Source organism: Aeromonas sp. 84A (assembly GCF_051919345.1).
Classification (GTDB): domain Bacteria; phylum Pseudomonadota; class Gammaproteobacteria; order Enterobacterales; family Aeromonadaceae; genus Aeromonas; species Aeromonas veronii.
Genome location: NZ_JBQBEW010000001.1, coordinates 655,849 through 678,653, shown reverse-complemented (window position 1 = coordinate 678,653; position 22,805 = coordinate 655,849). Strand labels below are relative to the sequence as shown.

The window sequence follows — 22,805 nt, the reverse complement described above, 5'->3', positions numbered from 1 at the left end:
ACCCTGCGCGAACGGCCAGCGGGTGTCGCAGTGCGGCGAGTTTTGGTGCTCTGCAAAAAAACGAGCAGTAAAAAGCCCCGCACATCTTGGGTGTGCGGGGCTGGTGCAGATAACCAAACGGCTCGGGGACTAGCCCAACAGATCGAAGCGATCCGCATTCATCACCTTGTTCCAGGCGGTGATGAAGTCACAGACAAACTTCTCCTTGTTGTCATCCTGGGCATAGACCTCGGCATAGGCGCGCAGCACCGAGTTGGAGCCGAACACCAGATCCACCCGGGTGGCCGTCCACTTCAGCACGCCGCTGCGGCGATCGCGGATCTCGTAGAGATTGCTCGCTTTCGGCAGCCACTGGTAGCCCATGTCGGTCAGGTTGACGAAGAAGTCGTTGCTGAGTACCCCGACCCGATCGGTAAAGACCCCGTGCCCGGTACCGCCGTGGTTGGTACCGAGCACCCGCATCCCGCCGACCAGCGCCGTCATCTCGCAGGCGGTGAGCCCCATCAGATGGGCGCGATCCAGCAGCAGCTCCTCCGCCGTCACCACATAGTCCTGCTTCAACCAGTTGCGGAAGCCGTCGGCCAGCGGTTCCAACACCTCGAACGAGGCCACATCGGTCTGAGCCTGAGTGGCATCCCCCCGGCCCGGCGCAAACGGCACGCTCACCGTCACCCCGGCGGCCTGGGCAGCCTGCTCGATGGCGAGGTTGCCCCCCAGCACGATGAGATCCGCGACGCTGACGCCACACTCGGTCGCCAGCTTGTCATAGACCGCCAGCACCTTTGCCAACTTCGTCGGTTCGTTGCCCGGCCAATCCTTCTGCGGCGCCAGCCGGATGCGGGCACCGTTGGCACCGCCCCGCTTGTCGGAGCCACGGAAGGTACGGGCGCTATCCCAGGCGGTAGTGACCCGCTCGCTGATAGAGAGGCCGCTGGCGGCGATCCTGGCCTTCACCGCCGCCACGTCATAATCGGCACGTCCGGCTGGCACCGGATCCTGCCAGATCAGATCTTCTGTCGGCACATAGGGGCCGACATAGCGGCTCTTCGGCCCCATATCCCTGTGGGTCAGCTTGAACCAGGCGCGGGCAAAGGCGTCGGAGAAGGCCGCCGGGTCATCGCGGAAGCGCTCGGCAATCTTGCGATACTCGGGGTCGAATTTGAGCGCCATGTCGGCATCCGTCATCATGGGTTTGCAGCGGATCGACGGGTCCTCCACATCCACTGGCATATCCTCTTCGGCGATATTGATCGGTTCCCACTGATGGGCCCCCGCCGGAGATTTTTGCAACCACCAGTCGTACTTGAACAGCAGATCGAAGTAGCCGTTGTCCCATTGGGTCGGGTGGGTGGTCCAGGCCCCTTCGATGCCGCTGGTCACAGTGTTGCGGCCGATGCCGCGGCTGTGGTGATTGATCCAGCCGAGCCCCTGCTCCTCGAGGTTGGCCCCTTCCGGCTCGGGCCCGAGCTGTTTGGCATCGCCGTTGCCGTGAGCCTTGCCGACGGTGTGGCCACCGGCGGTCAGCGCCACCGTCTCTTCATCATCCATCGCCATGCGGGCGAAGGTAACTCGCATATCTTGCGCGGTTTTCAGTGGATCTGGCTTGCCATCCACCCCTTCCGGGTTGACGTAGATAAGCCCCATCATCACCGCCGCCAGCGGGTTTTCCAGATCCCGCTCGCCGGAGTAACGACCACCCGGCTTGCCGCTGGGCGCCAGCCATTCCTTCTCCGATCCCCAGTAGATATCCTTCTCCGGGTGCCATATATCCTCGCGGCCAAAGGCGAAGCCGAAGGTCTTGAGCCCCATGGACTCATAGGCCACGGTGCCCGCCAGAATGATCAGATCGGCCCAGCTGATCTTGTTGCCGTACTTCTTCTTGATGGGCCACAGCAGGCGACGGGCCTTGTCGAGGTTGGCGTTATCCGGCCAGGAGTTGAGGGGGGCAAAACGCTGGTTGCCACTGCCGCCACCGCCGCGACCATCGGCGATGCGGTAAGTCCCGGCCGAGTGCCAGGCCATGCGGATCATCAGGCCGCCGTAGTGGCCCCAGTCGGCGGGCCACCACTCCTGACTGTCGGTCATCAGGGCGGTCACATCCTGCTTGAGGGCCGCCATATCGAGCCCCTTCAAGGCTTCCCGATAGTTGAAACCGGCCCCCAGCGGATTGGTCTTGGTATCGTGTTGGTGAAGAATGTCGAGGTTGAGGCTCTTCGGCCACCACTCCATTCTGGACGTCTCGACGGAGGTGGTTCCCCCGTGCATGACCGGGCATTTTCCTGCGGAACTGTCTGAATTGTTGCTCATCGTTTTCCTCATTTGCTCTGCTGTCCATAACCTGAAACAGCATGGCACAGAGGCGTGACACAAACTGTGCAGCAGCGGCCGATTTACGGATCTTTCACGCAAGCGGCCACGGAGCGCCCGTCAGCCGCGACAGAAATTGGACGAACTATGGCGCCTCTGCGGGCTGATGGGGCGGCTCGGGCCGCAGCCAGGCACTGCGAAAATCGAACCAGCCGAGCGCTGTCATCCGCACCCCGTGCACGCCGACCCGGCTCTCCAGCTCCAGCCAGTGGTGGAACAGCGGCACAAACCAGCTCTGCTGCTGCACCCTTGCCAGCAGGGCGCGAGGGCCAGGCTCCTCACCGCTGGCCCGCCACTGCATCAACCCCTGCCACAACCCATGCTGACAGCTCCACACCTTGCGCAGCAACGGGGTGCCCTGCAACCAGGCGTAGGGGGCAAAGGGGCCGGCATGTTCGAGGTTGAGGGTGCCGAGCCAGAGATCCACGTCTTCATCCTCGCCGCTCACCCAGCGACCGTAATCGAGGGTGCGCACCTCGAGCCTGATCCCCTGTTCGGCCAGCAGGCTACTCATGGCGTTGGCGCACTCGTTGAACTCCAGATGCTGGTTGAAGCAGGCAAGCACCAAGGTCGTCGGCAACTGCGCCGGTGTGGGCCAGGGCGTGGGCAACGCTTCGCGCCAGTGAGGAAGCAGGCCGAGGGCGCTGGTCCAGCCCCGTTGCAACTCGGGGGCGACCCGCCCCATCAGGGCCACCGGATTGAGCAGTTGGCCCAGCCACTGGCGCAGCGCGGGATCCTGCAAGGATCCGGAACGATCGTCCTGCAGCAGGAAGTAGCAGCCCGACTCCAGCTCCGATTCGCCGCGCATGGTGCCGAGCTCGGGGCTGTCGCGCCCCAGCTGCAGGTGGGTCTCCAGCCGCTCCGCCAGTTCAGGCAGCATCCAGATATCGATCTCGTCGAGCAGGGCGCGCAGGCCGAAGTAGTCGTCAAACGCCGCAAGGCAAAGATGCAGGGGATCGTTGGCGGCCACCCGGTAAGGGCCGGTGCCCACAGGTTGCAGGGCAAAGCCCGTCTCCCCCTTGAGCTCCCGCGGCAAAATGGTCGCCACCGGCTCCGCCAGCAGGTGGGGCAGCCAGGGATCCGGACTGTCGAGATAGAGATCCAGGGTGCGCGGCCAGGGGCTCTCCAGCCGATCCAGATGGGCGAACAGCGGGCGATCCCGCAGGGCCAGCAGACTCTCCATCACATCTTCCACCACCAGCTCGCGACCGTGGTGAAAACGCACCGCCGGGCGCAGATAGAAGCGCCAGTGACAGGGGCCCAGACACTCCCAGTGGTGGGCCAGATCCCCTTCGATTTCCCCATTTTCCTCATTTCGCCGGGTGAGGCCGTTGAAGATCTGGCGGCTCAGGTGAATTTCGGAGCGGCGCATCGGGCCGGTGGGCAGCAACTGCGGCAACGGCCGGTAGTAGGGCACCCGCAGGATCTGGCGCCCCTCGCGGGTGGCCTGACCGAGTTGTTCGATCAACAGCGGGGTGAGCAGATCGAGGCGATCCTCGGCCAGCCGCACCGCCTGCGCCAGCTGGCCCTGACTGAGCAGATCCCGCAAGCGGCGCCGGGTCAGGCTCTCCTGACTGTCGAGCAAGGTGAGCCGGGAGCGCCGCCCCCGCCCCGCTTCCGCCGACCAGCTGAGCCAGCCCTGATCCTGCATCCGCCGCAGCAGCAGACGGGCGTTGCGTGGGGTGCAGCAGAGCAGATCCGCCACCTCGGCGAGGCTGATCTCCCGTTCGTCGCAGCCAAGCAGCTGGGCGAGTCGTTGAAATTGCTGGTAGAGGCGACCGGTCGGCATAAAAGAGGAAATCCTGTTGCTGTAAGTCATCAGTTTTTACTTCCGCATTTTAGCTCAATACTGCTGATGAACGTGAGAACCACAGCAGAGGAGCACCATCATGAGCCACGCCAATCCCCTCAAACCGAACCGGATCCAGCAGACCCTGCGCCGTTACTTCAAGCGGATCCTGCCGCGCCCATTGGCGCTCATCGAGGATCCCATGCAGCAGCTCAACCGCCTGATGCAGTGGGATATGAACCAGATCGATGACAAGGAGTATCGCCGTCGCCTCTGAATGCGGGCCATGCCAACCACTCGGGACGCGCATCCCCTGCGGGCGACATTGCTTTGCCGGATCTTGCTGTTTACATCGGCCACGGGCCTGATAGATTGGACGTCTATCCATCTATAACTGCCATAAGCAACATCCAACAAGGAGTGTGTGATGAAAGATGCGACCCTGGCCCTGCACCACGGCTTTTCCAACGACCCCACCACCAAGGCGGTCGCCGTGCCCATCTACCAGACGGTGGCCTACGAGTTCGAGAGCGCCCAGCACGGGGCGGATCTGTTCAATCTGGCGGTACCGGGCAACATCTACACCCGCATCATGAACCCCACCAACGATGTGCTGGAGCAGCGAATGGCCGCGCTGGAAGGGGGGATTGCCGCGCTGGTGGTCTCGGCAGGTTCCGCCGCCATCACCTACGCCATTCAGGCGCTGACCGCCGCCGGTGACAACATTGTCTCCACACCCCAGCTCTATGGTGGCACCTACACCTTGTTCGCCCACATGCTGCCGAATTTCGGGGTCGAGGTGCGCTTCGCCAAGGATGACAGTGCCGAAGCCATCGCCGCCCTTATCGATGACAAGACCAAGGCGGTCTACTGCGAGAGCATCGGCAACCCGGCGGGCAACATCGTCGATCTGGCCGCGCTGGCCAAGGCGGCCCACGCCCGTGGTGTGCCGCTCATCGTCGACAACACGGTCGCCACCCCGGTACTCTGCAAGCCCATCGAACACGGCGCTGACATCGTCGTACACAGCCTGACCAAATATGTCGGCGGCCACGGCAACTCGCTGGGGGGCGTCATCGTCGACTCGGGCAAGTTCCCCTGGGCGGATCACGCCGAGCGCTTCCCCCAGCTGACCAAACCCGAACCCTCCTACCACGGGGTGGTCTACACCGAGGCCTTTGGCCCGGCTGCCTTTATCGGGCGGGTGCGTACCGTGCCGCTGCGCAATACCGGCGCGGCGCTGGCGCCGATGAACGCCTTCCTGCTGCTGCAAGGGCTGGAGACCCTGAGCCTGCGCATGGAGCGCCACGTCGACAACGCCCTGCGGGTCGCCCACCACCTCAAGCATCACCCCAAGGTAGCCTGGGTCAGCTATGCCGGTCTGCCGGGTCACCCCCACTATTTGCTGGCAGAGAAGTACATGGCCGGTCGCCCCTCGGCCATCCTCTCGTTCGGTCTGAAGGATGGCTACGAGGCGGGCGTGCGTTTCTACGATGCGCTGAAGATCTTCAAGCGGCTGGTCAATATCGGCGACGCCAAGTCGCTGGCCTGCCACCCGGCCTCCACCACACATCGCCAGTTGAGCGAGGAGGAGCAGGCCAAGGCCGGGGTGAAACCGGAGATGATCCGGCTGTCGGTGGGGATCGAGGCGATCGAAGACATTCTGGCAGATCTGGATCAGGCGCTGGAGGCCTGAGTCAGTCAGCGAGGGAGCGGGCATCAGCCCGCTCTTTTTGTACTGCCGGTGAACCGCCCTCCTCACCCGCTCGTATACCCCATCCTGCCACCGAATCGAGGTCGTTATGATAGTCCTGCACCACCTGAACAAATCCCGCTCCCAACGCATTATCTGGCTGCTCGAAGAGCTGGGCCTGCCCTATGAGATCAAGGCGTATCAGCGCGATGCCACCACCTTTCTGGCACCGCCCGAGCTGAAAGCCATCCACCCCCTCGGCAAGTCGCCGGTCATCGAGTTCGACGGCCGGGTGCTGGCGGAATCGGGCGCCATCACCGAGTACCTGATCGCCCGCTACGCCGCCGAGCGGCTGGCTCCGGCATCAGATAGCCCCGACTATCCCGAATATCTGCAGTGGCTCCACTTTGCCGAAAGCTCCGGCATTCTGCCGCTGCTGCTCGACATGTTCGTGCGCAAGGATGGCAGCCCGATGCGCTTCCTGCCGGACTACGCCAAGGCGGAGTGTGCCAAGGTGCTGGGCTACCTCAATGAGGTACTGGCGAATCGCCACTATCTGGTGGGGGATCGCCTCTCCGGCGCCGACATCATGAACTCCTTCCTGGTGGATCTGCTGGCGCAAAGCGGCCAGCTGGCCCACTTCCCGCATCTGCAAGCCTACCGGGAACGTCTCAATACCCATCCGGCCCGTCAGAAGGCGGTAGAGCTGGAGCGCGAGCTGGATCAGCGCCCCTGATCCGAGTCGCCATCATGCAAAACGCCCCGACAGTCGGGGCGTTTTTGTTATGCAGCGGGCTGCGGTTTACTTGGTCGCGGGCACCTTGTCGCGGCGCGACTTCCACCACCACCTCAAGCGGATCTGGGAGATGAGCATTCCCGCCAACATCAGGGCGCAACCGGCGATGGCGCGCTCGTCCAGCGTCTCCCCCAGCAGCAATACGCCACCCACGGCGGCGAAGACAGTCTCCAGACTGAGGATGATGGCGGCGTGGGCCGGATGAGCACCCCGCTGCCCTACCACCTGCAGGGTATAACCCACCCCGACCGACACCAGCCCGGCATAGAGCAGCGCCTGCCAACCGGCCACGGCGCCGCTAACAGTCGGGGTTTCGATAACAAAAGCAGTGGCAAGGCTGAGCAGGCCGCAGACTACGAACTGCACTCCGGCGAGCTTGATGGGAGCAACCCGGTTGGAGTAGTGATCCACCAGCAGCAGATGCACGGCCCAGAACAGGGCGCCAACTACCTGCAACAGATCGCCAAAGCCGATGGTGAACTCGTCGGTGACGCTCAACACATAGAGGCCCGTCAGAGCAATCAGGGCACCAATCCAGGTATTGAGGCCGCTCTTGTGACGCAGCAGCAGCCCCAGTACCGGCACCAGAATGATGTAGAGCCCGGTGATGAAACCGGCCTTGGCGGCGGTGGTATAGAGCAGCCCCACCTGCTGCAGGGAGGCGGCACAGAACAGCACCAGCCCGGCCAGCACACCACCGATCAGCAGTTGGCGATGGTCGCCCGCGACGGCAACAGGTTGTCGGGATTTGAGCCACCAGAGCAGCGGCAGCAGGGAGAGGGCGCCGAGCAGAAAGCGCAGGCCATTGAAGGTATAGGGCCCCATGTGCTCCATCCCGAGGCGCTGGGCGACAAAGCCCATACCCCAGATGGTGGCAGCCATCAGCAACATCAGATTGGAGCGCATGGCGATTCTTCCTTAAATCGGCGCGTGACGGGTTATCTGATCCAAGATACCCGCCTCCCTATCCTCTTGTCTCCACTCTTTGTCTTCGCTCTCGCTCTCAACGCTCTGCCTTGCACTGCTTTTGAGCACCGCGAGTGTTACAGCAGCGAGGACTTGGTGAACACGGCCAACAGGGCAATCAGTAGCAGATTGCCCCGCAGGATCCACACCACCCGGAAGTGCTGCTGGATGGAGATCATCGGCGCCTTGCCCAGACGCAGGGCGCGACGCCAGCGATAGAAGAGGCGGCTGGGATAAACGAGGGAGCCGACAATCAGCAGAAACAGCCCCATCTTGAGGCCGTGGGAAGGATGGGCAAAGATCTCTGCCACCGAGCTGGCATGCTCGAGGGCCAGCAGACACCCGGTCGCAAAGATGGAGAAGAGCGCCAGCGCCGCCACCCCATCTGCCAGCAGCAGGCGGCGCACTCGCAGCATGTTCAGGCCGCGCCGAAAGATCAGATACTCGACACAGAGGGCAAGGATCAGCACCGCTATGCTGCCATAATGAATCATTGAGAGCAGAGTGTGGTTCAGCATCGGAAACATCTCATTTTCTGCCTTTAGACGAGCCGCACAGCATCATATATGCTGGTGTCACCCGAGACGAAAAGGATCTGTTCATGTCCCCCGCCAAGCCCAAGAACACTTGGTCTTTGATCACCCGCATGCGGCTGGGCTTCCTCTTGCTCTTTATCCCTGTGTTGCTGCTCGGCAGCATCTACTACCTGCATATGGAGCGCACCCTGCGCCACGAGCAGCAACAATATCTGATTGCTCGCAACACCCAGTATTTCCATACCCTGATAGAACCCTATCTGGCGACCCTCAAACGCCAGTTTACGCTCATTTATCAGCAGGTAAATTATCGGGATTTCAGCGGTCCGGAGATCCGCAACGGCGAGCGCTACCTGCAACAGTGGCAGGCCTATCACAAGGTGATGGAGCTCGATTACGTCTACGTGGGCACCGAGCATCGCAAGATGCTGATCCACCCATCCTGGCAGGCCGACGAGAAGTTCGATCCCAGAACCCGCCCCTGGTATCTGCTGGCCGCCAGCCATCCCGGACAGATTGTCTGGACTGATCCTTATTACGACTACACCTTGGGCACTCTCACCATGGCGCTGGCTCGGGTAATTAAAGATCCTGACGGCAAGCGGGTTGGCGTACTCTCGCTGGATACCCAGCTCACCCCCCTCGCCAGCTGGCTAAACAGTCGGCATGCTCAGAGTCACCATCTGGGTAATGGCTATCAGCTCCTGCTCAACCATGACGGGCTGGTGCTGGCCCATCCGGATCGCGAACGGGTATTCAAACCCCTCGCCCACCCCGACTGGCTGGCCCGGATGCAACAGCCGCAGGGCTTTTTCCTCGATGATGCCAGCGGCCTGATGGTCTCCTACTACCGCATCCCCGAGCAGCGCTGGATCCTGCTCAGCGTCGAGCCGACTGCCAGCATGCAACAGGTGATCGACAGCGTCTCCATCAACGTGCAGCTGATGATTGCCGTCGCCTGCATTCTCTATCTGCTGCTGGCCCTGCTCTGGTCCCGTTACTTCCGCCGCATGCTGGGGGAGATCACCCTGCTGATCCGCGCCAGCCGCTCCGGCGGTATCGCCTACAACGGCCGCCGCATGCTGGAGCTGGCCAAGGTCTATGAAGAGATGGATGCCGCCAGCCAGGACTTTGCCCAGATCCGGCTGCAAGCCAATCAGGACAAGCTCACCGGGCTCTACAATCGTCGCTTCTTCGACGAGTGCCTGCAGAAGCAGCTCAACAGTGGCGCTCCCTTCGGGGTGGTGATGTTCGATCTGGATGATTTCAAGCGAGTCAACGATACCCACGGCCATCAGGCGGGGGATGTGGTGCTCAAGCGGGTGAGCAAGCTGGGCATGAATCTGTTCCACGAGTGGGGCTGGTTCTGCCGCTATGGCGGCGAGGAGCTGGTGCTGATCTTCCGTTACGGCGAAGAGCAGCCGATGCTCCCCTCCCTGCTGGAAGCGTTCCGGCTCGGGGTGGAGCAGCTGGAGTGGCGCGAACCCGATCTCACTATCACTATCAGCGGCGGGGTGGCCTTCAGCCGCTCCGGGCTCTCGGCCAAAGAGCTGGTGGAGCTGGCCGACAAGGGGGTCTATCAGGCCAAGCGGGAGGGGAAAAACCGTATCTGCTTCCCGCTGCGCCACACCCCTCACCAGAGTGCCGAGGAGGACATTCCCGCCTTTGGCGAGCCCCGGCAACAAACCAACGAGGGGTAGCCACCACCGCCAACATCAACCACAACGCTGTCAGCAAAAACAAAGAGAGAGGCTCCTGCCTCTCTCTTTGTTTATCGTGCTCCTTGCCGCACGTTAAGCCTGTGTGGCGCACGACTCAGCGCTGCCACTCCCACACCGGCCAGCCCAGCTCCGAGGCGCACTGACGGAGCGCGGGGGCCGGATTGACCGCATGAGGATGGCTCACTGCCCGCAGCATGGGCAGATCGTTGTGGGAATCGCTGTAGCCAAAGCTCCCCTGCCAGAGATGGTCCCTGCCTGCAAAGAGCTGGTTGATGCGGGCCACCTTGCCTTCGCGAAAGCTGAGGGTGCCGCGGGTCTGGCCGGTCAGCATCCCCTCCTCCTCATCGAGCAGGATGGCGACGCAGTGATCCATCCCCAGCATCTTCGCCATGGGGGCCACCAGATGCTCGCCGGAGGCGGAGATCAGTACCAGCTCGTCACCACGCTGGCGGTGCCACTCGATGCGCGCCAACCCCTCCGGGTAGAGGCGCTCGCGCAGCACCTGCTCGGCGAAGTGGTGGCACTGCTGCTCCAGCCACTGGCGCGACTTGCCCGCCAGCGGCTGCAGGGTGAAGGCCATGTACTGATGCATGTCCATCTTGCCCTGATGGTAGAGGGACATCATGGCCTGCTCCTCCGCGATCATGCTGGCGGGCGCCAGCTCCTCGGCCACCATGTACTCCAGCCAGAGGCTGGCGGAATCCCCCGCAATCAGGGTCTCGTCCAGATCAAACAGTGCCAGTGCCATGGGCGCTCCTCGCAGTGAAAATAGAAATGAAATGCGGCCTCATGCTACCTCACAGAGTTGATCCCGGGCCACCGCCAGGGTCACGGCACTGCCGGTGGCCAGCAGATCGCCAGCCGAGCGGTTGAGGCAATCCACCGTCAACAGCCCCGCCTCGCACTCCACCTGATAGCGGATCACGTTGCCGAGCAGCTGTTGCTGGCGAATGATGCCGGGCAGGCTGGGCTCGCTGCTGGTCGCTCCGGCGGGCAGCAGGGTGATGGACTCCGGCCGCAGCGCCAGCTTGCCCTGAAAACGGGGGCCAAACAGCGACTTGCCCTGCTCTGCCCCAAGCAGGTTGTAGTTGCCGATAAAGCTCGCTACAAACTCGCTGGCGGGACGGGTATAGATCTCCTCCGGCGTGCCGCTCTGGACGATGGAGCCCTTGTTCATCAGGAAGATCCGATCCGACATGGTCAGCGCCTCCTCCTGATCGTGGGTCACGAAGATGGTGGTGAGCTCAAGGCGCTGCTGGATCTCGCGGATCTGCTGGCGCAGGCTGCGGCGGATGCGGGCATCCAGCGCCGAGAGCGGCTCATCCAGCAGCAGGATCCGCGGCTGCACCACCAGAGCCCGGGCCAGTGCCACCCGCTGGCGCTGGCCGCCGGAGAGTTCGGCCGGATAGCGGCGCTCGAAGCCGGTCAGCTCCACCAGCTCAAGCGCCTCCTGCACGCTGGCGGCGAGATCCCGCCCCGGCTGGGGTTTCATCTTGAGGCCGAAGGCAACGTTGTCCCACACCGTCATGTTGGGGAAGAGCGCATAGCTCTGGAACACCATGCCGATGCCGCGCTTCTGGGGCTCCTGCCAGGTGATATCTTCACCGGCCACCCGCACCTGACCGCCATCTACCGGGGTGAGCCCGGCCAGCGCCCGCAGCAGGGTCGATTTGCCGCAGCCAGAGGGACCGAGCAGGGTCACCAGCTCCCCCTTGCGGATGCCGAATTCAATCCCCTCGAACACTTTGGTGTCGCCATAGGATTTGTGCAGTTGATTCACTTCTAGATGGAACATGTTGATTCACCGATGAAATCTGTTGGCCGCCCAGGTGAGCAGCAGGGTCAGCAGGAAGTAGCTCATCACCAGCGCACTGGTGAAGTGGCCCGAAGTGGCGCGCATGTTGTAGAGGTAGACCTGCAGGGTCTCGTAACGGGTGCCCACCAGCATGTTGGCAAACACGAACTCGCCGAGCAGGAAGGAGAGGGAGAGAAACAGCGCCGCCAGCAATCCCTTGCGCAGACAAGGGATCACCACCAGCAGGAAGGCGCGCCGACTACTGGCCCCCAGCAGATGGGCGGCATCCATCAAATCCCTGAGCGGTACCCCTTGCAGGCTGTTGGCCAGCGCCCGGTACATAAAGGGGAGCACCACGGTGAACCAGGTGCCGATCAGGATCCACGGCGTGCCGATAATCGGCAGGACACCATCGGCGTAGATCTGCAGCAGCCCCACTGACGAGACCACAGGTGGCACCGCGAAGGGGAGCAGGATCAGCAGGTTCATCCAGGGATCCAGCTTGGGGAAGTAGTAGGCCACCACCAGCACGGTCGGTACCAGTACCAGGGTCCCCAGCAGCAGGGTGGCGAAGCAGACCAGCAGGCTGCGGCCAAAGGCCGCCAGAAAGCGCGGGTCGCCCCACAGCTTGAGATACCAGTCGAGAGTGAAGCCGTCCGGCAGCAGGGTCGCCCCCCAGCGGGTGGAGATGGAGTAGAGAAACGTGGCCAGCAGCGGCAGCAGCAGGGTGGCGACCAGCCCACCCAGCACCCACTTGGGCCAGCGCGGCGTCAAATCATGCATGGGATTGCCCCTTGTTTACATAGCTCTTTTTCAGCAGCCACTGGTTGGCGGCCGTCACCACCCCCAGCAGCACCATCAGGATCACCGCCAGCGCCGCCGCCATATTGGGTTCGAGGAAGATATCGCCGGAGACCAGACTGGCCACCCGGATGGTCACCAGATTGAAGTTGCCGGTGGTGAGGGCGTAGGCGGAGGCATAGGCCCCCACCGCGTTGGCAAACAGGATGATCAGGGTGCCGAGCAGCGCAGGCGTCAGTACCGGCAGCGCCACGTGCCACACATACTGCCCCTTGCTCGCGCCGAGCAGCGCGGCCGCTTGCGGCCACTCATCCTGCAGCGCATCGAAGGCCGGATAGAGCAGCAGCAGGGCGAGCGGGATCTGGAAGTAGGTGTAGATGAGGATAAGGCCGCTGCCCGAGTAGAGGTTGAAGCCGTCGATAAGGCCCCAGGATTTCAGCAGCAGGGTCACCGCACCGTTGATGCCGAGAATGATGATGAAGGCGAATGCCAGCGGCACACCGCTGAAGTTGCCGGTCATGGTGACGAAGGCCAGCAGCACCCGCTTGACCCGCTCGCCGCTGTGGCGCAGCGCGGCTGCCCCGAGGGTACCGATAGCCAGCCCCGCCAGACTGGCGATACCGGCGATGCGCAGCGAGTTGCCGAACGATTGCAGGTAGAAGGGGGAGCTCAAAATCTCCCGATAGTAGTCGAGGCCCCAGCCATCCGGGGTCTGGAAACTGCCCACCAGCACCCACACCATGGGGGCGAGCTGGAACAGGATCATCAGCAGGATAAACGGCAGCAGCACCAGCGCGGGCAGCCAGTGGCGGCGCACCTTCTGCTTGGTTGCCACGGGTTGATCAACCAGGATCTCGGTGGTTGCAGGCATCATCAGTGCACCTCGCGCATAAAGGCGGCCTTGAGCAGCGGTGGCGCTGTCGGCTTGTCGTGGGAAACCCCAAGCAGATCCGCCATCAGGGCGCAGAGCTGGGTCTGGGCAATCGCCACCCCATCCGGCCAGCGTTCGACGAAGGCATCGCCAAACAGCCAGAGCGGCACGGTGCGCTCTTCCGGCAGGGTGCCGCCGTGGCTCAGGTCGTTGTTCATGCCGTGATCCGAGGTGACTACCACCTGATACCCCTCCGCCAGCCACTGGGGCAGCAGGTCGGCCAACAGGCTGTCCATCCGGCGCGCCTGATTGCGGTACTGGCGGGAGTCGAAGCCAAACTTGTGGCCCGCATCGTCCACCCCCATCGGGTGGATCAGCAGAAAATCGGGATCGTACTGGCTGCGCAGCCACTCGCCATCCATCAGCAGATGGCTGTCGGGATAGTTGTCATCCCAGTAGAAGCAGCCGTGCTGGATGGGCAACTGCTCGTCATGAGTAAAGCGATCACGGGCAGCCAGCCAGGGGCTCTTGTTGTAAAGCTCGCTCACCCAATGGTAGGCCGCCGCTGCGGTGCGTTTACCCGCGGCGCGGGCCAGATGGAAAATGGAGTCATGCAGACTGAGACGGCTCACCCCGTTGTGGGTGATGCCGCTCGCTACCGGCGGAACGCCGGTCAGGATGCACTCGTAGAGCGGTCGGGAGAGGGAGGGCAGGGCACAGCTCAGGGTCGTATACAAGCCGCGCTTCGCCTCCACCATGCCACCGAGGTAGCCCATGGTGTGGACTACCTCGGCTGCCAGACCATCCACAAGTACCACTATCACCTTGTGTTGCACTGGATTCCCTTACTGCATGTTGATCATGACGGTTTCTTGCCACTGGCGCGGCAGGGCTTTGGAGCTCTGCTCCCAGGCGGCATGGTCGCTGACCGGCTTGGCATTGGCATACTGCTCGGCGGGCAGCAGCTTGGCCTTCACGTCATCCGGCAGGGTCACGTTGCTGCGGATGGGGCGGGCATAGCCACGGGCCAGGTTGATTTGACCGGCATCGGAGAGGATGTATTCGCGCGCCAGCTTGGCGGCGTTGGGGTTCTTGGCCCACTTGTTGATGATGGTGGTGTAACCGGCGATGACGGAGCCGTCGCTCGGGATCACTACCTCAAACTTCTTGGGGTCAATCTGGTCGCGGTAGTTGAGGGCGTTGAAGTCCCACAGCACACCCACTTCCACTTCGCCCTTCTCGATATTGGCGATGGTCGGGTCATTCAGCGACAGACGACCCTGCTTGGCCAGCTGGCCGAACAGCTCCAGCGCAGGCTTGAGGTTCTTCTCGCTGCCGCCGGTGGCATAGGCCGCCGCCAGCACGCCGTTGTTGGCCTGGGAGGCGACACCCACATCACCCAGGGTCACCTTGTAGTCGCCACCCAGCAGGGATTGCCAGCTGGTGGGGGCGGCCTTGACCAGATCCTTGTTGATCAGGAAGGCGATGGTGCCGGTATAGGCCAGCATCCAGTGACCGTCCGCATCCTTGGCCCAGTTGGGAATATCGGCCCAGGTGGAGGGTTTGTAGGGCTGGGTGACCCCCTGCTTGACCGCAACCGGACCGAAGGCACCACCCACGTCGCCGATATCGGCGGTGGCGTTGGCCTTCTCGGCGGCGAACTTGGCGATCTCCTGCGCCGAGCTCATGTCGGTATCCTGATGCTTGATGCCGTAGATGCTGCCCAGCTGCTGCCAGGTATCCTTCCAGTTGGCCCAGCTGTCGGGCATGCCGATGCTGTGGAGCTGGCCTTCGCCACGGGCGGCCTTTTCGAGATCCGCGATATTTTCGGCTGCATAGCTATTTGTGGCAAACAACGGTTGGCTGATGGCCACCATGGCCAGTGCACTTGCGATCACGCTTTTCATCATCCCATCCCTCTGGACTAGGTCAGTTAAGGTTCGAGAGGGATGCTAGAGGGGAATTGTGACGGTGGCGGGGCGCTTTAATGGCAGTTTGATGACAATCACCCTGTCATGGCGCTGTCATCCACAGCGGTTACAACTCTGAACCCGAGTGAGGCTGGACTATTCCAGTAAGGGATTGGCCAGCCACCCGCCTTCTGAATAAGCAACAGGGACAAGAGTGTGACCGAGCCGAAATTGAGCGAGCAGAGAGTGAGCGAGCAGAGAGTGAACGAACAGAGCATGGCCGATGGCCGCGTCTCCTCCAAGTGCGAACAGATTTGCCAGACTCTGCGCCGCTATATCGGCAGCGGCCAATTGGGGGCCGGGCAGCAGCTGCCCGCCGAACGGGCACTGAGCGAGCGTTTCGCCACCACCCGCATCACCATCAAGGAGGCGCTCTCCAGCCTCGAAGCGGACGGCCTTATCTACCGTGCCGAGCGGCGCGGCTGGTTTGTGGCGCCACCCCGCCTCACCTACGATCCCGCCATCCACACCCACTTTCACCAGTGGATCGGCGAACAGCAGCGCACCGCCGAAACCCGGGTGCTGGCCCACGGCAGCGAGCTTGCCAGCAGCGAACTGTGTCGCTGGATGGGGCTGGAACCCTTCACTCCACTTTATGAGATCCGCCGCCAGCGACTAATCGACGGCCGCCCTGTGCTGCATGTCAGCCACCACCTGCTGGCGAGCCGCTTTCCCGATATCGCCAGCGCGCCGCTGGCCAGTTCCCTCACCGAGCTCTATCAGCAGCGCTATGGCATAGGCCAGGGTGGGGCGAGTCTCGAGATCACCCCCTCGGCGGCGCGCGGCGCCATCGCCCGCGCCCTCAATCTGGCGGAGGGGAGCGCGGTGCTGCGGCTGGTGCGGGTCAACTACGACGAGCGAGGCGGTCTGGTGGATTGCGATATCGAGCACTGGCGGCCGGATGCCATTCGTATCTGTCTCGATACCCGGGCGCTGCAACCCATCATCGCCACAGCGCAGCCCATGCAACTGGCAGAGTAACCACGCTCAGACTCACGAGCAGACACGGATCCCGCAGGATCCGCCGGGATCAGTTGTCGATATTGGGGATCATGTCGTCAAAGCTCTGATAGCCGCAGTCGGCCAGTTGCAGCGACATGGTGTAGGTCTTGGCGTGCTCCTGCTGGCCGATGGCGGGGCGGTTGAGCTTGATCTCCTGATGCCAGTACTCCTTCATCCGGTCGATCAGCGCCATCGCCTCCCCCTCGTTGAGGTGCAGCTGGCAGAGCGCCATATAGTTGTTCGACTTGTGCATGTTCTCCACCAGATACTCCCCCAGCACCGACATTGCCTGCCGTGCCTGCTGGCGGGCGAAACGGCTGTGCTGCTCGAAGCTGATCCGCTCGCTGATCAGGAAGTGGTAACTGTTGTCGATACCAAGCTGCAAAATGCCGAGCTTCTCCAGCTTGCGCAGATAGAGGTAGCAGGAGGCATCGGTCAGGCCGTACTCCCGCTTGAGATCGATCAGCGTCTTGTCGCGCCAGAAGATATTGGCGAGAAAGGCGTAGAGCCCCGGCTCGTTGTGAAACGCCTCATCCTGCTCCTGAGTGAAGACGGCGCGGCGGCTCTGGGCGTCCTGAGTGCGATCCAGCAACTCCTCGAACGAGAGCCCCACCAGATGGCAGATCTCCAGCAGAGTATCGAACGGCAGGGAGGGCTTGTTCATCATCCGTTTCACGGTCGCGATGGAGACACCCATGGCTTCTGCCAGGGTCTGATAACGGATCCCCTTGTCGGTCAGGGTCTTCTTCAGGGTGTCGAGAATATTGTTGGCCAGGGTCTGGCTGTAGGTCATGCCACTCTTCCTTGTTATCGCACTTTCATTGCATGGTTATGCCGAGTCAGCTTCTGACCTGTTTTTACCTTCAAGGCTCAGATATTGACACCGAAAAAACAGCCTAGAGAAAAAATCGCCTATAACGCCCATCAGGACAGACCAGTTGAACGATGAGGTCGCAAAATCTGACACCAGACAGTGCATATCTTTCAACCCGCAAACATTTTGCTAGTGCTGCATAGAACATCGCGCATAATCGAAACGTATCGAATTCAAGACCCTTCCTGGTTGAGAAATCGATTGTTTGCTTCCAAATTTTTATCTTTTAAACCGTAAGGTTTTTTCTCTTTCCTGGCATTGGGCGGCGCTGATAGCACCGCCCTTTTCTTTTCCCTGAATTCGCAGGTCAGGTCAAGGGCCCCGGCAAGGGGAAGTGTCACAGGCCACCAGCCGCCCACTGATGCGCCAGCCACCACGACCGTTCTGGCAAGGTATCCTAAACGGCCATCAATACCGTGTTATTGCCATTCAATATATTTAAATGGCTTGGTTGGAAAGCTTCATTAAATATAAAAACGAATATAATAAAGTTATTTAAAACTCCAAAAACCTATCTTTTAAATGGCTTGTGTATATAAGCAGACAAAATTAATCAGGCCGCACGCCCCATATCTGCTTATCGCGCCTCATGCCCACCCCAACAACTGCTACCGGGTAAAGAGAAAAGCCACCCACAAGCGCCCATTCGCGTATCTGATGGGCAACATGGCCCACGTAAAAACAGCCTCAAAAGACCACCAAAACCCTCAATGGGAACAATCCCAAACCTCAAAAAGAGCAAAAAACAGGCAAAAAGATAGATTTTTTTCTCACGGTTTCACCTTGTGATTCGTTCAAAAAATCATCGAAAAGAACCTGATGCCAATCAGTGACATCTGAGATGCCAATTTTTAGACAACTCATCACGGCTACGCTCGAATGAAAATTTAATGCCGATACAAATCAATCACATAGAATCAAACCCGAACTCACAGCCTGTCATTTGCCTCACCAGTTAATTATTTAAACCTCAATAAAGCTAAAACTCTAATAACACCATTTATTAAACAAAATGACCCTGATGGCCGCCAGTCATATTTAGAAGAATGCGGAAATCACTCTCTTGTTATTCAGAAATGTGCTGACTATACTGCGGCCCCTCTGTGAAAGCAGAGCAATGACGGAAATATAAAAAGCTTCATGGATTGAGCAATATAAATCACACGCAGTTCACGCAACACAAGGTTATTTATCCATGAACAAGTTTAATAAAATTGCCGCTTTCTCCCTGCTTGCTCTGGCCATGAATGGCGGCGCCCATGCCGAAGGCTGGTATGCAGGTCTGGATCTGACTACCTCCAAGATGGATCTCGATGGTGCGGCCAAAGACGCCTATGACGCCAAAGTGATCGACGACCAGCTCGACGGCGGCAGCCTGATCGTGGGTTACAGCTTCAAACCCTGGCTGGCGGTTGAAGGTGGCTTGCACGCCCAGCAGATGGATCAGCTGACCTGGGTAACCTCCCCGATTGCAACCGGCTTTGCCGACACCACCATCGAAACCCGCAGCATCAGCCTGGCAGCCAAGCTGAGCCAGCCGCTGGCCTGGGGCTTCAGCGCCTATGCCAAACCGGGCATCGCCTACACCCGCACCGAAGTGGAAGTTGTCGGCAACGCCACCATCCTCGGTTTCAGCGGTCAGGTAAGCAAGAGCGCAACCAAGAGCAAGGTACACCCCAATCTGGAAGTAGGTCTGGACTACGCCTTCAACGACCACTTCTCTGCCGGTATCGGTTACGAGCGCCAGTTCGACGCCCTGAGCCTGGGTGACGAGCACTACTCTCTGGATACCTTCAAGCTGGGTCTGCGCTACCACTTCTAAGTCGCGCCGCGTCAGTAACAATGCAAAAGGGCCGCAGGTTTCAAACCTGCGGCCCTTTTTACTGCTCTTTTTCCGTACCCCGCGTTAGCAGATCTGGTCTTTACCCAGCTGCTTGGCCTGATAGAGCGCCCGATCGGCACGTACCATCAGGCTCTCTTTCTGCTCATCCTGCTGATACTCCGCCAACCCGAAGCTCATGGTAGCGGGGGCGTGTGGGCAGATGGGCTCGCTCGCCATCAATGCCTGAAACTTGCTCGCCACCACCAGCGCATCCTCGCGGCCGGTGTTGGGCAGCAACACCATAAACTCGTCACCGCCCCAGCGGGCCAGCAGATCGATCTCGCGGATATGGCGGCGCACCAGTGCCACTATGTTGATCAGGGTCTGATCCCCGGCGTTGTGGCCATAGCTGTCGTTGATCTGCTTGAAGTTGTCCACATCCATGGCGATCACCGTAAACGGCTGATGGAAGCGGCGCGCCCGCTCGCACTCCAGCTGCAACGCCCACTCCAGCCGATAGCGGCTGGCGGCGCCGGTCAGGGCATCGGTCTCTGCCAACAGGCGGTTCTCCTCGGCTTTCTGTTGCAGCGCCTCGTTGAGTCGCACCAGCTCGGCGGTGCGCTCAGCAACCTGCTGCTCCAACGACTGATTGCGCCGCTCCAGCTGCTCCAGCAACAACTTGCTGGCGTGGATATCGCGATGGGCGCCAATCATCCGCGCCACAGAGCCATTGGGATTGCGCTCAATGATGCGGCCGCAATCCTCAATCCAGAGGTAACGGCCATCCCGGCAGCGACAACGGTACTCGGCACGATACTCATGGGCGCTACCGCTCAGACAGAGATCGAACTTCGCCATCACCGCCGCCAGATCGTCGGGGTGGATCACGTTCTCCCAGGTGAAGACGGTATTGCCGAGGGAGTGAGGCTCGTAACCCAGCATCCGGTACCAGCCCGGGTTGCGATAGACAAAACCGGTATTGGCATGCCAATCCCAGATGCCATCGCTGGTCACCTCCAGAATGCCATGCACCACGGCCTCGCTGACATCCGAGATCCTGATCGTGTCACTGTCCTGCACCATAGCAGTTATCCTTGTTCTTCCGCCCCGCGCCACCACGGGGAATCGCGCTGTTGTCGTGAGGCGCTACCTTGGCATATTGCAACAGATCTGTCAGCCAGAACTCCACCGCACCACCGTTTCCCCGGTTATCGGCCACTCACGGCGCAGGCTGAATCAGGGTGGCCATAAGTGTGGCTCAAGCGCGCCCCATTTACCGGATTTAACTCACGATTCAGTCATTTGGGGGATGGGAATAAATGAGGGGATACCCAGAGGCCCCACAGAGGTCACTCGGCCAGAGTCAGCCGATAAAAATCCGTCTCCTGATGTTTCGGATTGGGGCGCAGAAATATCCAGCCGAAGCGCCGGTAATGATTCAAGGCCCGCACATTGGTACGACTCACGGAGAGCATCGCCCATTTACAACCCGCCCCCAGCAACTGCTGACGAATATAGGCCTGCAACACGGCAGCCAAACCGGTGCCACGATATTCGGGGAACAGATAAATCAGCTGCACATAGCCTGTCTCGGGCTCATCGGAAAAGCTGCGAAACTCCAGCTGGCCCACCCGTTGTTCACCCGCCCAGACATGAAGGTAGTGCCATTGCGCTTGCCCCAGCCTTTCGCGGATCCGCTCCCGATAGCCGTCGATAAAGTCGGCAAAACCATCATGGGTATGAAAGCTGCAAAAATAGGCATCCCTGCGCGCCTGCACACAGAGCTCGTAATCCCGATCCAGATCGATGGTGTTAAATTCAAGTTTCAAGCAATGACATCCTGTCGTGTGTGGGTTGGATGTAGGGTGTAATAAGCGCAGCGGATTACACCTTTTGGCAGATAAATAGCAGCGGTGCAATTCACTTCGTTTATTGCACCCTACCGGATTTCACGAAGCGGGCGCAGGTTGGCATTGTGCCAACCTGCGCCCCTCACCCTAGCCCTCTCCCAGAGGGAGAGGGGATAAAGCAGCATCGGAGATATGGTGTTAGCAATCACGTTATAACCACGGGGCCAAACCTCCCTTCTCCCCTTGCGGGAGAAGGGCTGGGGATGAGGGGAAGGAAAATAATATTTCATGGTAAACATTTGGCTTAGCAGGCGAAGATTCAACCAAGAAATTATTGAGTTTTTTCTCACCATAATTTATTATGTCTTCGCTTACTTATTTAGGAAGTAAGGTGTATCACAAGCTGTCAAGTAGAACGCTCACCAGTACACTGGCTAGCAGACGACTTGCATGGCCGCAGATGGCTAGTAGACTCACGTCGAACACTCCTGCGATGATGGTATCATATATCATATCTGACATTCGTGGCCGACATCATATAATCATATATGATGTTGTGAATGCGTATTTAAGTACGTTTGTTAAGCCCGGATTGGGAATCGGATGGCCACAGTCCTTTACCTTTCCGGGTTTTGCAATTTAAGGCTCAATATGATGAACTCAGAAAATCAATGGTTTCGGAGTCGTGGCTACTTACATTTTGATTCTCCAGTAAAATTACGGAAAGCATGTCAAATTGTTAAATCTCCCCTTAATGTTGCCCAACATGCTTTTTTTCCTCTAATCAAGTACAATATACAAAGCCTTAAAATATCAATAGACAAAGATGGTAATGTTCAAAAGAAAATAAAAACAAGACCAATCTCATACGCATCACATATCGACTCTCACATTTACTCTTACTATGCATGGTTACTCTCTGATTTATATGAAAAAGCTCTCTCTGAATCGCAATTAGAAGAATCTGTACTTGCTTTCAGATCTCTTGGGAAAAGTAATATTGATTTTGCTAACATTGCCTTTGAAAAAATAAAGGCTCATGGTGATTGCACCGCAATCGCGATGGATATCTCTGGTTTCTTTGATAATTTAGATCATGAAATACTCAAATCAATGTGGTGCAAATTACTCCAAGAACAATCATTACCAAATGATCATTTTAATATATACAGGTCTCTAACTAAATCATCTGTGGTCAATAGAGACCTATTGTATACAGCACTTAAAATATCGAGAAACAACCCCAAAGCTGCAGGATTAAGGCTTTGCAATATAAAAACATTCAGAGAGAAAGTTCGAGGTCTTGGGTTAATAGAAACCAACTCGACTGGAAGAGGCATACCACAAGGAACATCTATAAGTGCGCTTCTGTCTAATATATACATGCTAGATTTCGACAAGAAAATAAAAGACATAGTGACATCTATTTCAGGAGAATACTATCGTTACTGTGATGATATGCTTTTTATCATCGACAGTGATAAAACCCGTGAATTAATCTCTCTGGTAACAAAAAGTATCTCCGAGCTAAAAATAGAAATAAATGATAAAAAAACTGAGATTAGAACTTTCCATACATGCCGTGGGGTTCAAAAATGTGACAAGCCACTACAGTACTTAGGCTTTATTTTTGATGGTGAAAGAAAGTTACTTAGATCGGCGGCACTAGCTAGGTTTTCGGGCAGAATGAAAGCTGGGGTTAGGTTAGCTAAAAAGACGCATCAAAAAGCCAACCTTATTGAAGAGGAAAATGGTGTAGCGAAAACACCACTATTTAAGAAGAAAATTTATGAGCGTTACTCGCATTTAAGCAAGCGAAATTTCATCACATATGGCCATAAAGCGGCAAATATAATGGGTTCTAATGCGATTAAAAAGCAATTAAAACCTCTTTGGGGGCGACTGCTCAAAGAGATGAATGAGCAATAATTTTCCACTCCTAAAAATATACG

20 protein-coding genes are annotated in these 22,805 nt (G+C 59.1%); 7 read left to right on the top strand and 13 right to left on the bottom strand.

Features of this window, described 5'->3' with window-relative positions:
* Nucleotides 1–129: 129 nt before the first annotated feature.
* Nucleotides 130–2,307 (bottom strand): catalase/peroxidase HPI, encoded by a 2,178-nt coding sequence (katG, locus tag ACTG20_RS03225; RefSeq protein WP_194495680.1) that lies wholly within the window; start codon nucleotides 2,305–2,307, stop codon nucleotides 130–132.
* 145 nt (nucleotides 2,308–2,452) lie between these two features.
* Nucleotides 2,453–4,156, bottom strand: coding sequence for an HTH-type transcriptional regulator SgrR (gene sgrR, locus ACTG20_RS03220; RefSeq protein ID WP_194495681.1), 1,704 nt, complete (start codon nucleotides 4,154–4,156; stop codon nucleotides 2,453–2,455).
* Nucleotides 4,157–4,256: 100 nt separating this feature from the next.
* Here sgrR and ACTG20_RS03215 point away from each other — a divergent pair, with 100 nt between their 5' ends.
* The 3 genes from ACTG20_RS03215 to ACTG20_RS03205 all read left to right on the top strand — a co-directional run bounded on the left by ACTG20_RS03215 (nucleotide 4,257) and on the right by ACTG20_RS03205 (nucleotide 6,585).
* Nucleotides 4,257–4,433: a hypothetical protein gene (locus ACTG20_RS03215; RefSeq protein ID WP_101323416.1), complete on the top strand. Its 177-nt coding sequence runs from the start codon at nucleotides 4,257–4,259 to the stop codon at nucleotides 4,431–4,433.
* Nucleotides 4,434–4,583: 150 nt separating this feature from the next.
* Nucleotides 4,584–5,852 carry an O-acetylhomoserine aminocarboxypropyltransferase/cysteine synthase family protein gene (locus tag ACTG20_RS03210; protein ID WP_194495682.1) on the top strand — a complete coding sequence of 423 codons (1,269 nt, stop codon included), beginning with the start codon at nucleotides 4,584–4,586 and terminating at the stop codon, nucleotides 5,850–5,852.
* Nucleotides 5,853–5,958: 106 nt separating this feature from the next.
* Complete coding sequence (locus ACTG20_RS03205) at nucleotides 5,959–6,585, top strand: glutathione S-transferase family protein (RefSeq protein ID WP_162515124.1); 627 nt, start codon at nucleotides 5,959–5,961, stop codon at nucleotides 6,583–6,585.
* Between the two features lie 66 nt (nucleotides 6,586–6,651).
* Here ACTG20_RS03205 and ACTG20_RS03200 read toward each other — a convergent pair whose 3' ends face one another.
* Nucleotides 6,652–7,551, bottom strand: a complete 900-nt coding sequence (locus ACTG20_RS03200) for a DMT family transporter (protein WP_139442753.1) — start codon at nucleotides 7,549–7,551, stop codon at nucleotides 6,652–6,654.
* Nucleotides 7,552–7,688: 137 nt separating this feature from the next.
* Nucleotides 7,689–8,129 carry a DUF2214 family protein gene (locus ACTG20_RS03195; protein ID WP_047438803.1) on the bottom strand — a complete coding sequence of 147 codons (441 nt, stop codon included), beginning with the start codon at nucleotides 8,127–8,129 and terminating at the stop codon, nucleotides 7,689–7,691.
* 83 nt (nucleotides 8,130–8,212) lie between these two features.
* Between ACTG20_RS03195 and ACTG20_RS03190 the strand changes: the two genes are divergently transcribed.
* Nucleotides 8,213–9,847 carry a sensor domain-containing diguanylate cyclase gene (locus tag ACTG20_RS03190; protein WP_139442752.1) on the top strand — a complete coding sequence of 545 codons (1,635 nt, stop codon included), beginning with the start codon at nucleotides 8,213–8,215 and terminating at the stop codon, nucleotides 9,845–9,847.
* Between the two features lie 115 nt (nucleotides 9,848–9,962).
* On the opposite strand, the gene ACTG20_RS03185 is transcribed toward ACTG20_RS03190, so the two are convergent.
* Genes ACTG20_RS03185 through ACTG20_RS03160 form a run of 6 tightly spaced genes read right to left on the bottom strand, consistent with a single transcriptional unit; the run spans nucleotide 9,963 to nucleotide 15,242 of the window.
* Entirely contained in the window at nucleotides 9,963–10,616 is a 654-nt protein-coding gene (locus ACTG20_RS03185) for an HAD family hydrolase (protein ID WP_194495683.1), read from the bottom strand.
* 39 nt (nucleotides 10,617–10,655) lie between these two features.
* A complete protein-coding gene (locus ACTG20_RS03180; RefSeq protein ID WP_236322495.1) occupies nucleotides 10,656–11,663 on the bottom strand; it encodes an ABC transporter ATP-binding protein in 1,008 nt (335 codons plus the stop codon).
* A 6-nt stretch (nucleotides 11,664–11,669) separates the two neighbouring features.
* Nucleotides 11,670–12,446, bottom strand: a complete 777-nt coding sequence (locus ACTG20_RS03175; protein ID WP_005355251.1) for an ABC transporter permease — start codon at nucleotides 12,444–12,446, stop codon at nucleotides 11,670–11,672.
* On the bottom strand, nucleotides 12,439–13,338 hold the full coding sequence (locus ACTG20_RS03170) for an ABC transporter permease (protein WP_113740218.1): 900 nt from the start codon (nucleotides 13,336–13,338) through the stop codon (nucleotides 12,439–12,441). Before ACTG20_RS03170 ends, ACTG20_RS03175 begins: the two co-directional genes overlap by 8 nt.
* Complete coding sequence (locus ACTG20_RS03165) at nucleotides 13,338–14,171, bottom strand: alkaline phosphatase family protein (RefSeq protein WP_439987449.1); 834 nt, start codon at nucleotides 14,169–14,171, stop codon at nucleotides 13,338–13,340. Before ACTG20_RS03165 ends, ACTG20_RS03170 begins: the two co-directional genes overlap by 1 nt.
* 9 nt (nucleotides 14,172–14,180) lie before the next feature.
* A complete protein-coding gene (locus ACTG20_RS03160) occupies nucleotides 14,181–15,242 on the bottom strand; it encodes an ABC transporter substrate-binding protein (RefSeq protein ID WP_194495704.1) in 1,062 nt (353 codons plus the stop codon).
* Nucleotides 15,243–15,476: 234 nt separating this feature from the next.
* Here ACTG20_RS03160 and ACTG20_RS03155 point away from each other — a divergent pair, with 234 nt between their 5' ends.
* Entirely contained in the window at nucleotides 15,477–16,286 is an 810-nt protein-coding gene (locus tag ACTG20_RS03155) for a UTRA domain-containing protein (protein ID WP_194495705.1), read from the top strand.
* A gap of 49 nt (nucleotides 16,287–16,335) precedes the next feature.
* Here ACTG20_RS03155 and ACTG20_RS03150 read toward each other — a convergent pair whose 3' ends face one another.
* The gene (locus ACTG20_RS03150; RefSeq protein WP_005336490.1) at nucleotides 16,336–17,100 is read right to left on the bottom strand and encodes a helix-turn-helix domain-containing protein; all 765 of its coding nucleotides are present in this window, start codon (nucleotides 17,098–17,100) and stop codon (nucleotides 16,336–16,338) included.
* A 1,276-nt stretch (nucleotides 17,101–18,376) separates the two neighbouring features.
* Between ACTG20_RS03150 and ACTG20_RS03145 the strand changes: the two genes are divergently transcribed.
* Nucleotides 18,377–19,003: a porin family protein gene (locus ACTG20_RS03145; RefSeq protein WP_439987448.1), complete on the top strand. Its 627-nt coding sequence runs from the start codon at nucleotides 18,377–18,379 to the stop codon at nucleotides 19,001–19,003.
* Nucleotides 19,004–19,087: 84 nt separating this feature from the next.
* Here ACTG20_RS03145 and ACTG20_RS03140 read toward each other — a convergent pair whose 3' ends face one another.
* A complete protein-coding gene (locus ACTG20_RS03140) occupies nucleotides 19,088–20,086 on the bottom strand; it encodes a sensor domain-containing diguanylate cyclase (RefSeq protein ID WP_439987447.1) in 999 nt (332 codons plus the stop codon).
* A 266-nt stretch (nucleotides 20,087–20,352) separates the two neighbouring features.
* Nucleotides 20,353–20,832 (bottom strand): GNAT family N-acetyltransferase, encoded by a 480-nt coding sequence (locus ACTG20_RS03135; RefSeq protein ID WP_439987446.1) that lies wholly within the window; start codon nucleotides 20,830–20,832, stop codon nucleotides 20,353–20,355.
* A gap of 672 nt (nucleotides 20,833–21,504) precedes the next feature.
* Between ACTG20_RS03135 and drt2 the strand changes: the two genes are divergently transcribed.
* Entirely contained in the window at nucleotides 21,505–22,782 is a 1,278-nt protein-coding gene (drt2, locus tag ACTG20_RS03130) for an antiviral reverse transcriptase Drt2 (RefSeq protein WP_194495689.1), read from the top strand.
* Nucleotides 22,783–22,805: the final 23 nt, after the last annotated feature.

Bases quoted from the DNA above. Each gene is read 5' to 3' on its own strand.
- katG (WP_194495680.1), bottom strand. From the start codon at position 2,307: ATGAGCAACAATTCAGACAGTTCCGCAGGAAAATGCCCGGTCATGCAC.
- ACTG20_RS03175 (WP_005355251.1), bottom strand. From the start codon at position 12,446: ATGCATGATTTGACGCCGCGCTGGCCCAAGTGGGTGCTGGGTGGGCTG.
- ACTG20_RS03195 (WP_047438803.1), bottom strand. From the start codon at position 8,129: ATGCTGAACCACACTCTGCTCTCAATGATTCATTATGGCAGCATAGCG.
- ACTG20_RS03150 (WP_005336490.1), bottom strand. From the start codon at position 17,100: ATGACCTACAGCCAGACCCTGGCCAACAATATTCTCGACACCCTGAAG.
- drt2 (WP_194495689.1), top strand. From the start codon at position 21,505: ATGATGAACTCAGAAAATCAATGGTTTCGGAGTCGTGGCTACTTACAT.
- ACTG20_RS03190 (WP_139442752.1), top strand. From the start codon at position 8,213: ATGTCCCCCGCCAAGCCCAAGAACACTTGGTCTTTGATCACCCGCATG.
- ACTG20_RS03185 (WP_194495683.1), bottom strand. From the start codon at position 10,616: ATGGCACTGGCACTGTTTGATCTGGACGAGACCCTGATTGCGGGGGAT.
- ACTG20_RS03200 (WP_139442753.1), bottom strand. From the start codon at position 7,551: ATGCGCTCCAATCTGATGTTGCTGATGGCTGCCACCATCTGGGGTATG.
- ACTG20_RS03180 (WP_236322495.1), bottom strand. From the start codon at position 11,663: ATGTTCCATCTAGAAGTGAATCAACTGCACAAATCCTATGGCGACACC.
- sgrR (WP_194495681.1), bottom strand. From the start codon at position 4,156: ATGCCGACCGGTCGCCTCTACCAGCAATTTCAACGACTCGCCCAGCTG.
- ACTG20_RS03140 (WP_439987447.1), bottom strand. From the start codon at position 20,086: ATGGTGCAGGACAGTGACACGATCAGGATCTCGGATGTCAGCGAGGCC.
- ACTG20_RS03215 (WP_101323416.1), top strand. From the start codon at position 4,257: ATGAGCCACGCCAATCCCCTCAAACCGAACCGGATCCAGCAGACCCTG.
- ACTG20_RS03210 (WP_194495682.1), top strand. From the start codon at position 4,584: ATGAAAGATGCGACCCTGGCCCTGCACCACGGCTTTTCCAACGACCCC.
- ACTG20_RS03205 (WP_162515124.1), top strand. From the start codon at position 5,959: ATGATAGTCCTGCACCACCTGAACAAATCCCGCTCCCAACGCATTATC.
- ACTG20_RS03145 (WP_439987448.1), top strand. From the start codon at position 18,377: ATGAACAAGTTTAATAAAATTGCCGCTTTCTCCCTGCTTGCTCTGGCC.
- ACTG20_RS03160 (WP_194495704.1), bottom strand. From the start codon at position 15,242: ATGAAAAGCGTGATCGCAAGTGCACTGGCCATGGTGGCCATCAGCCAA.
- ACTG20_RS03170 (WP_113740218.1), bottom strand. From the start codon at position 13,338: ATGATGCCTGCAACCACCGAGATCCTGGTTGATCAACCCGTGGCAACC.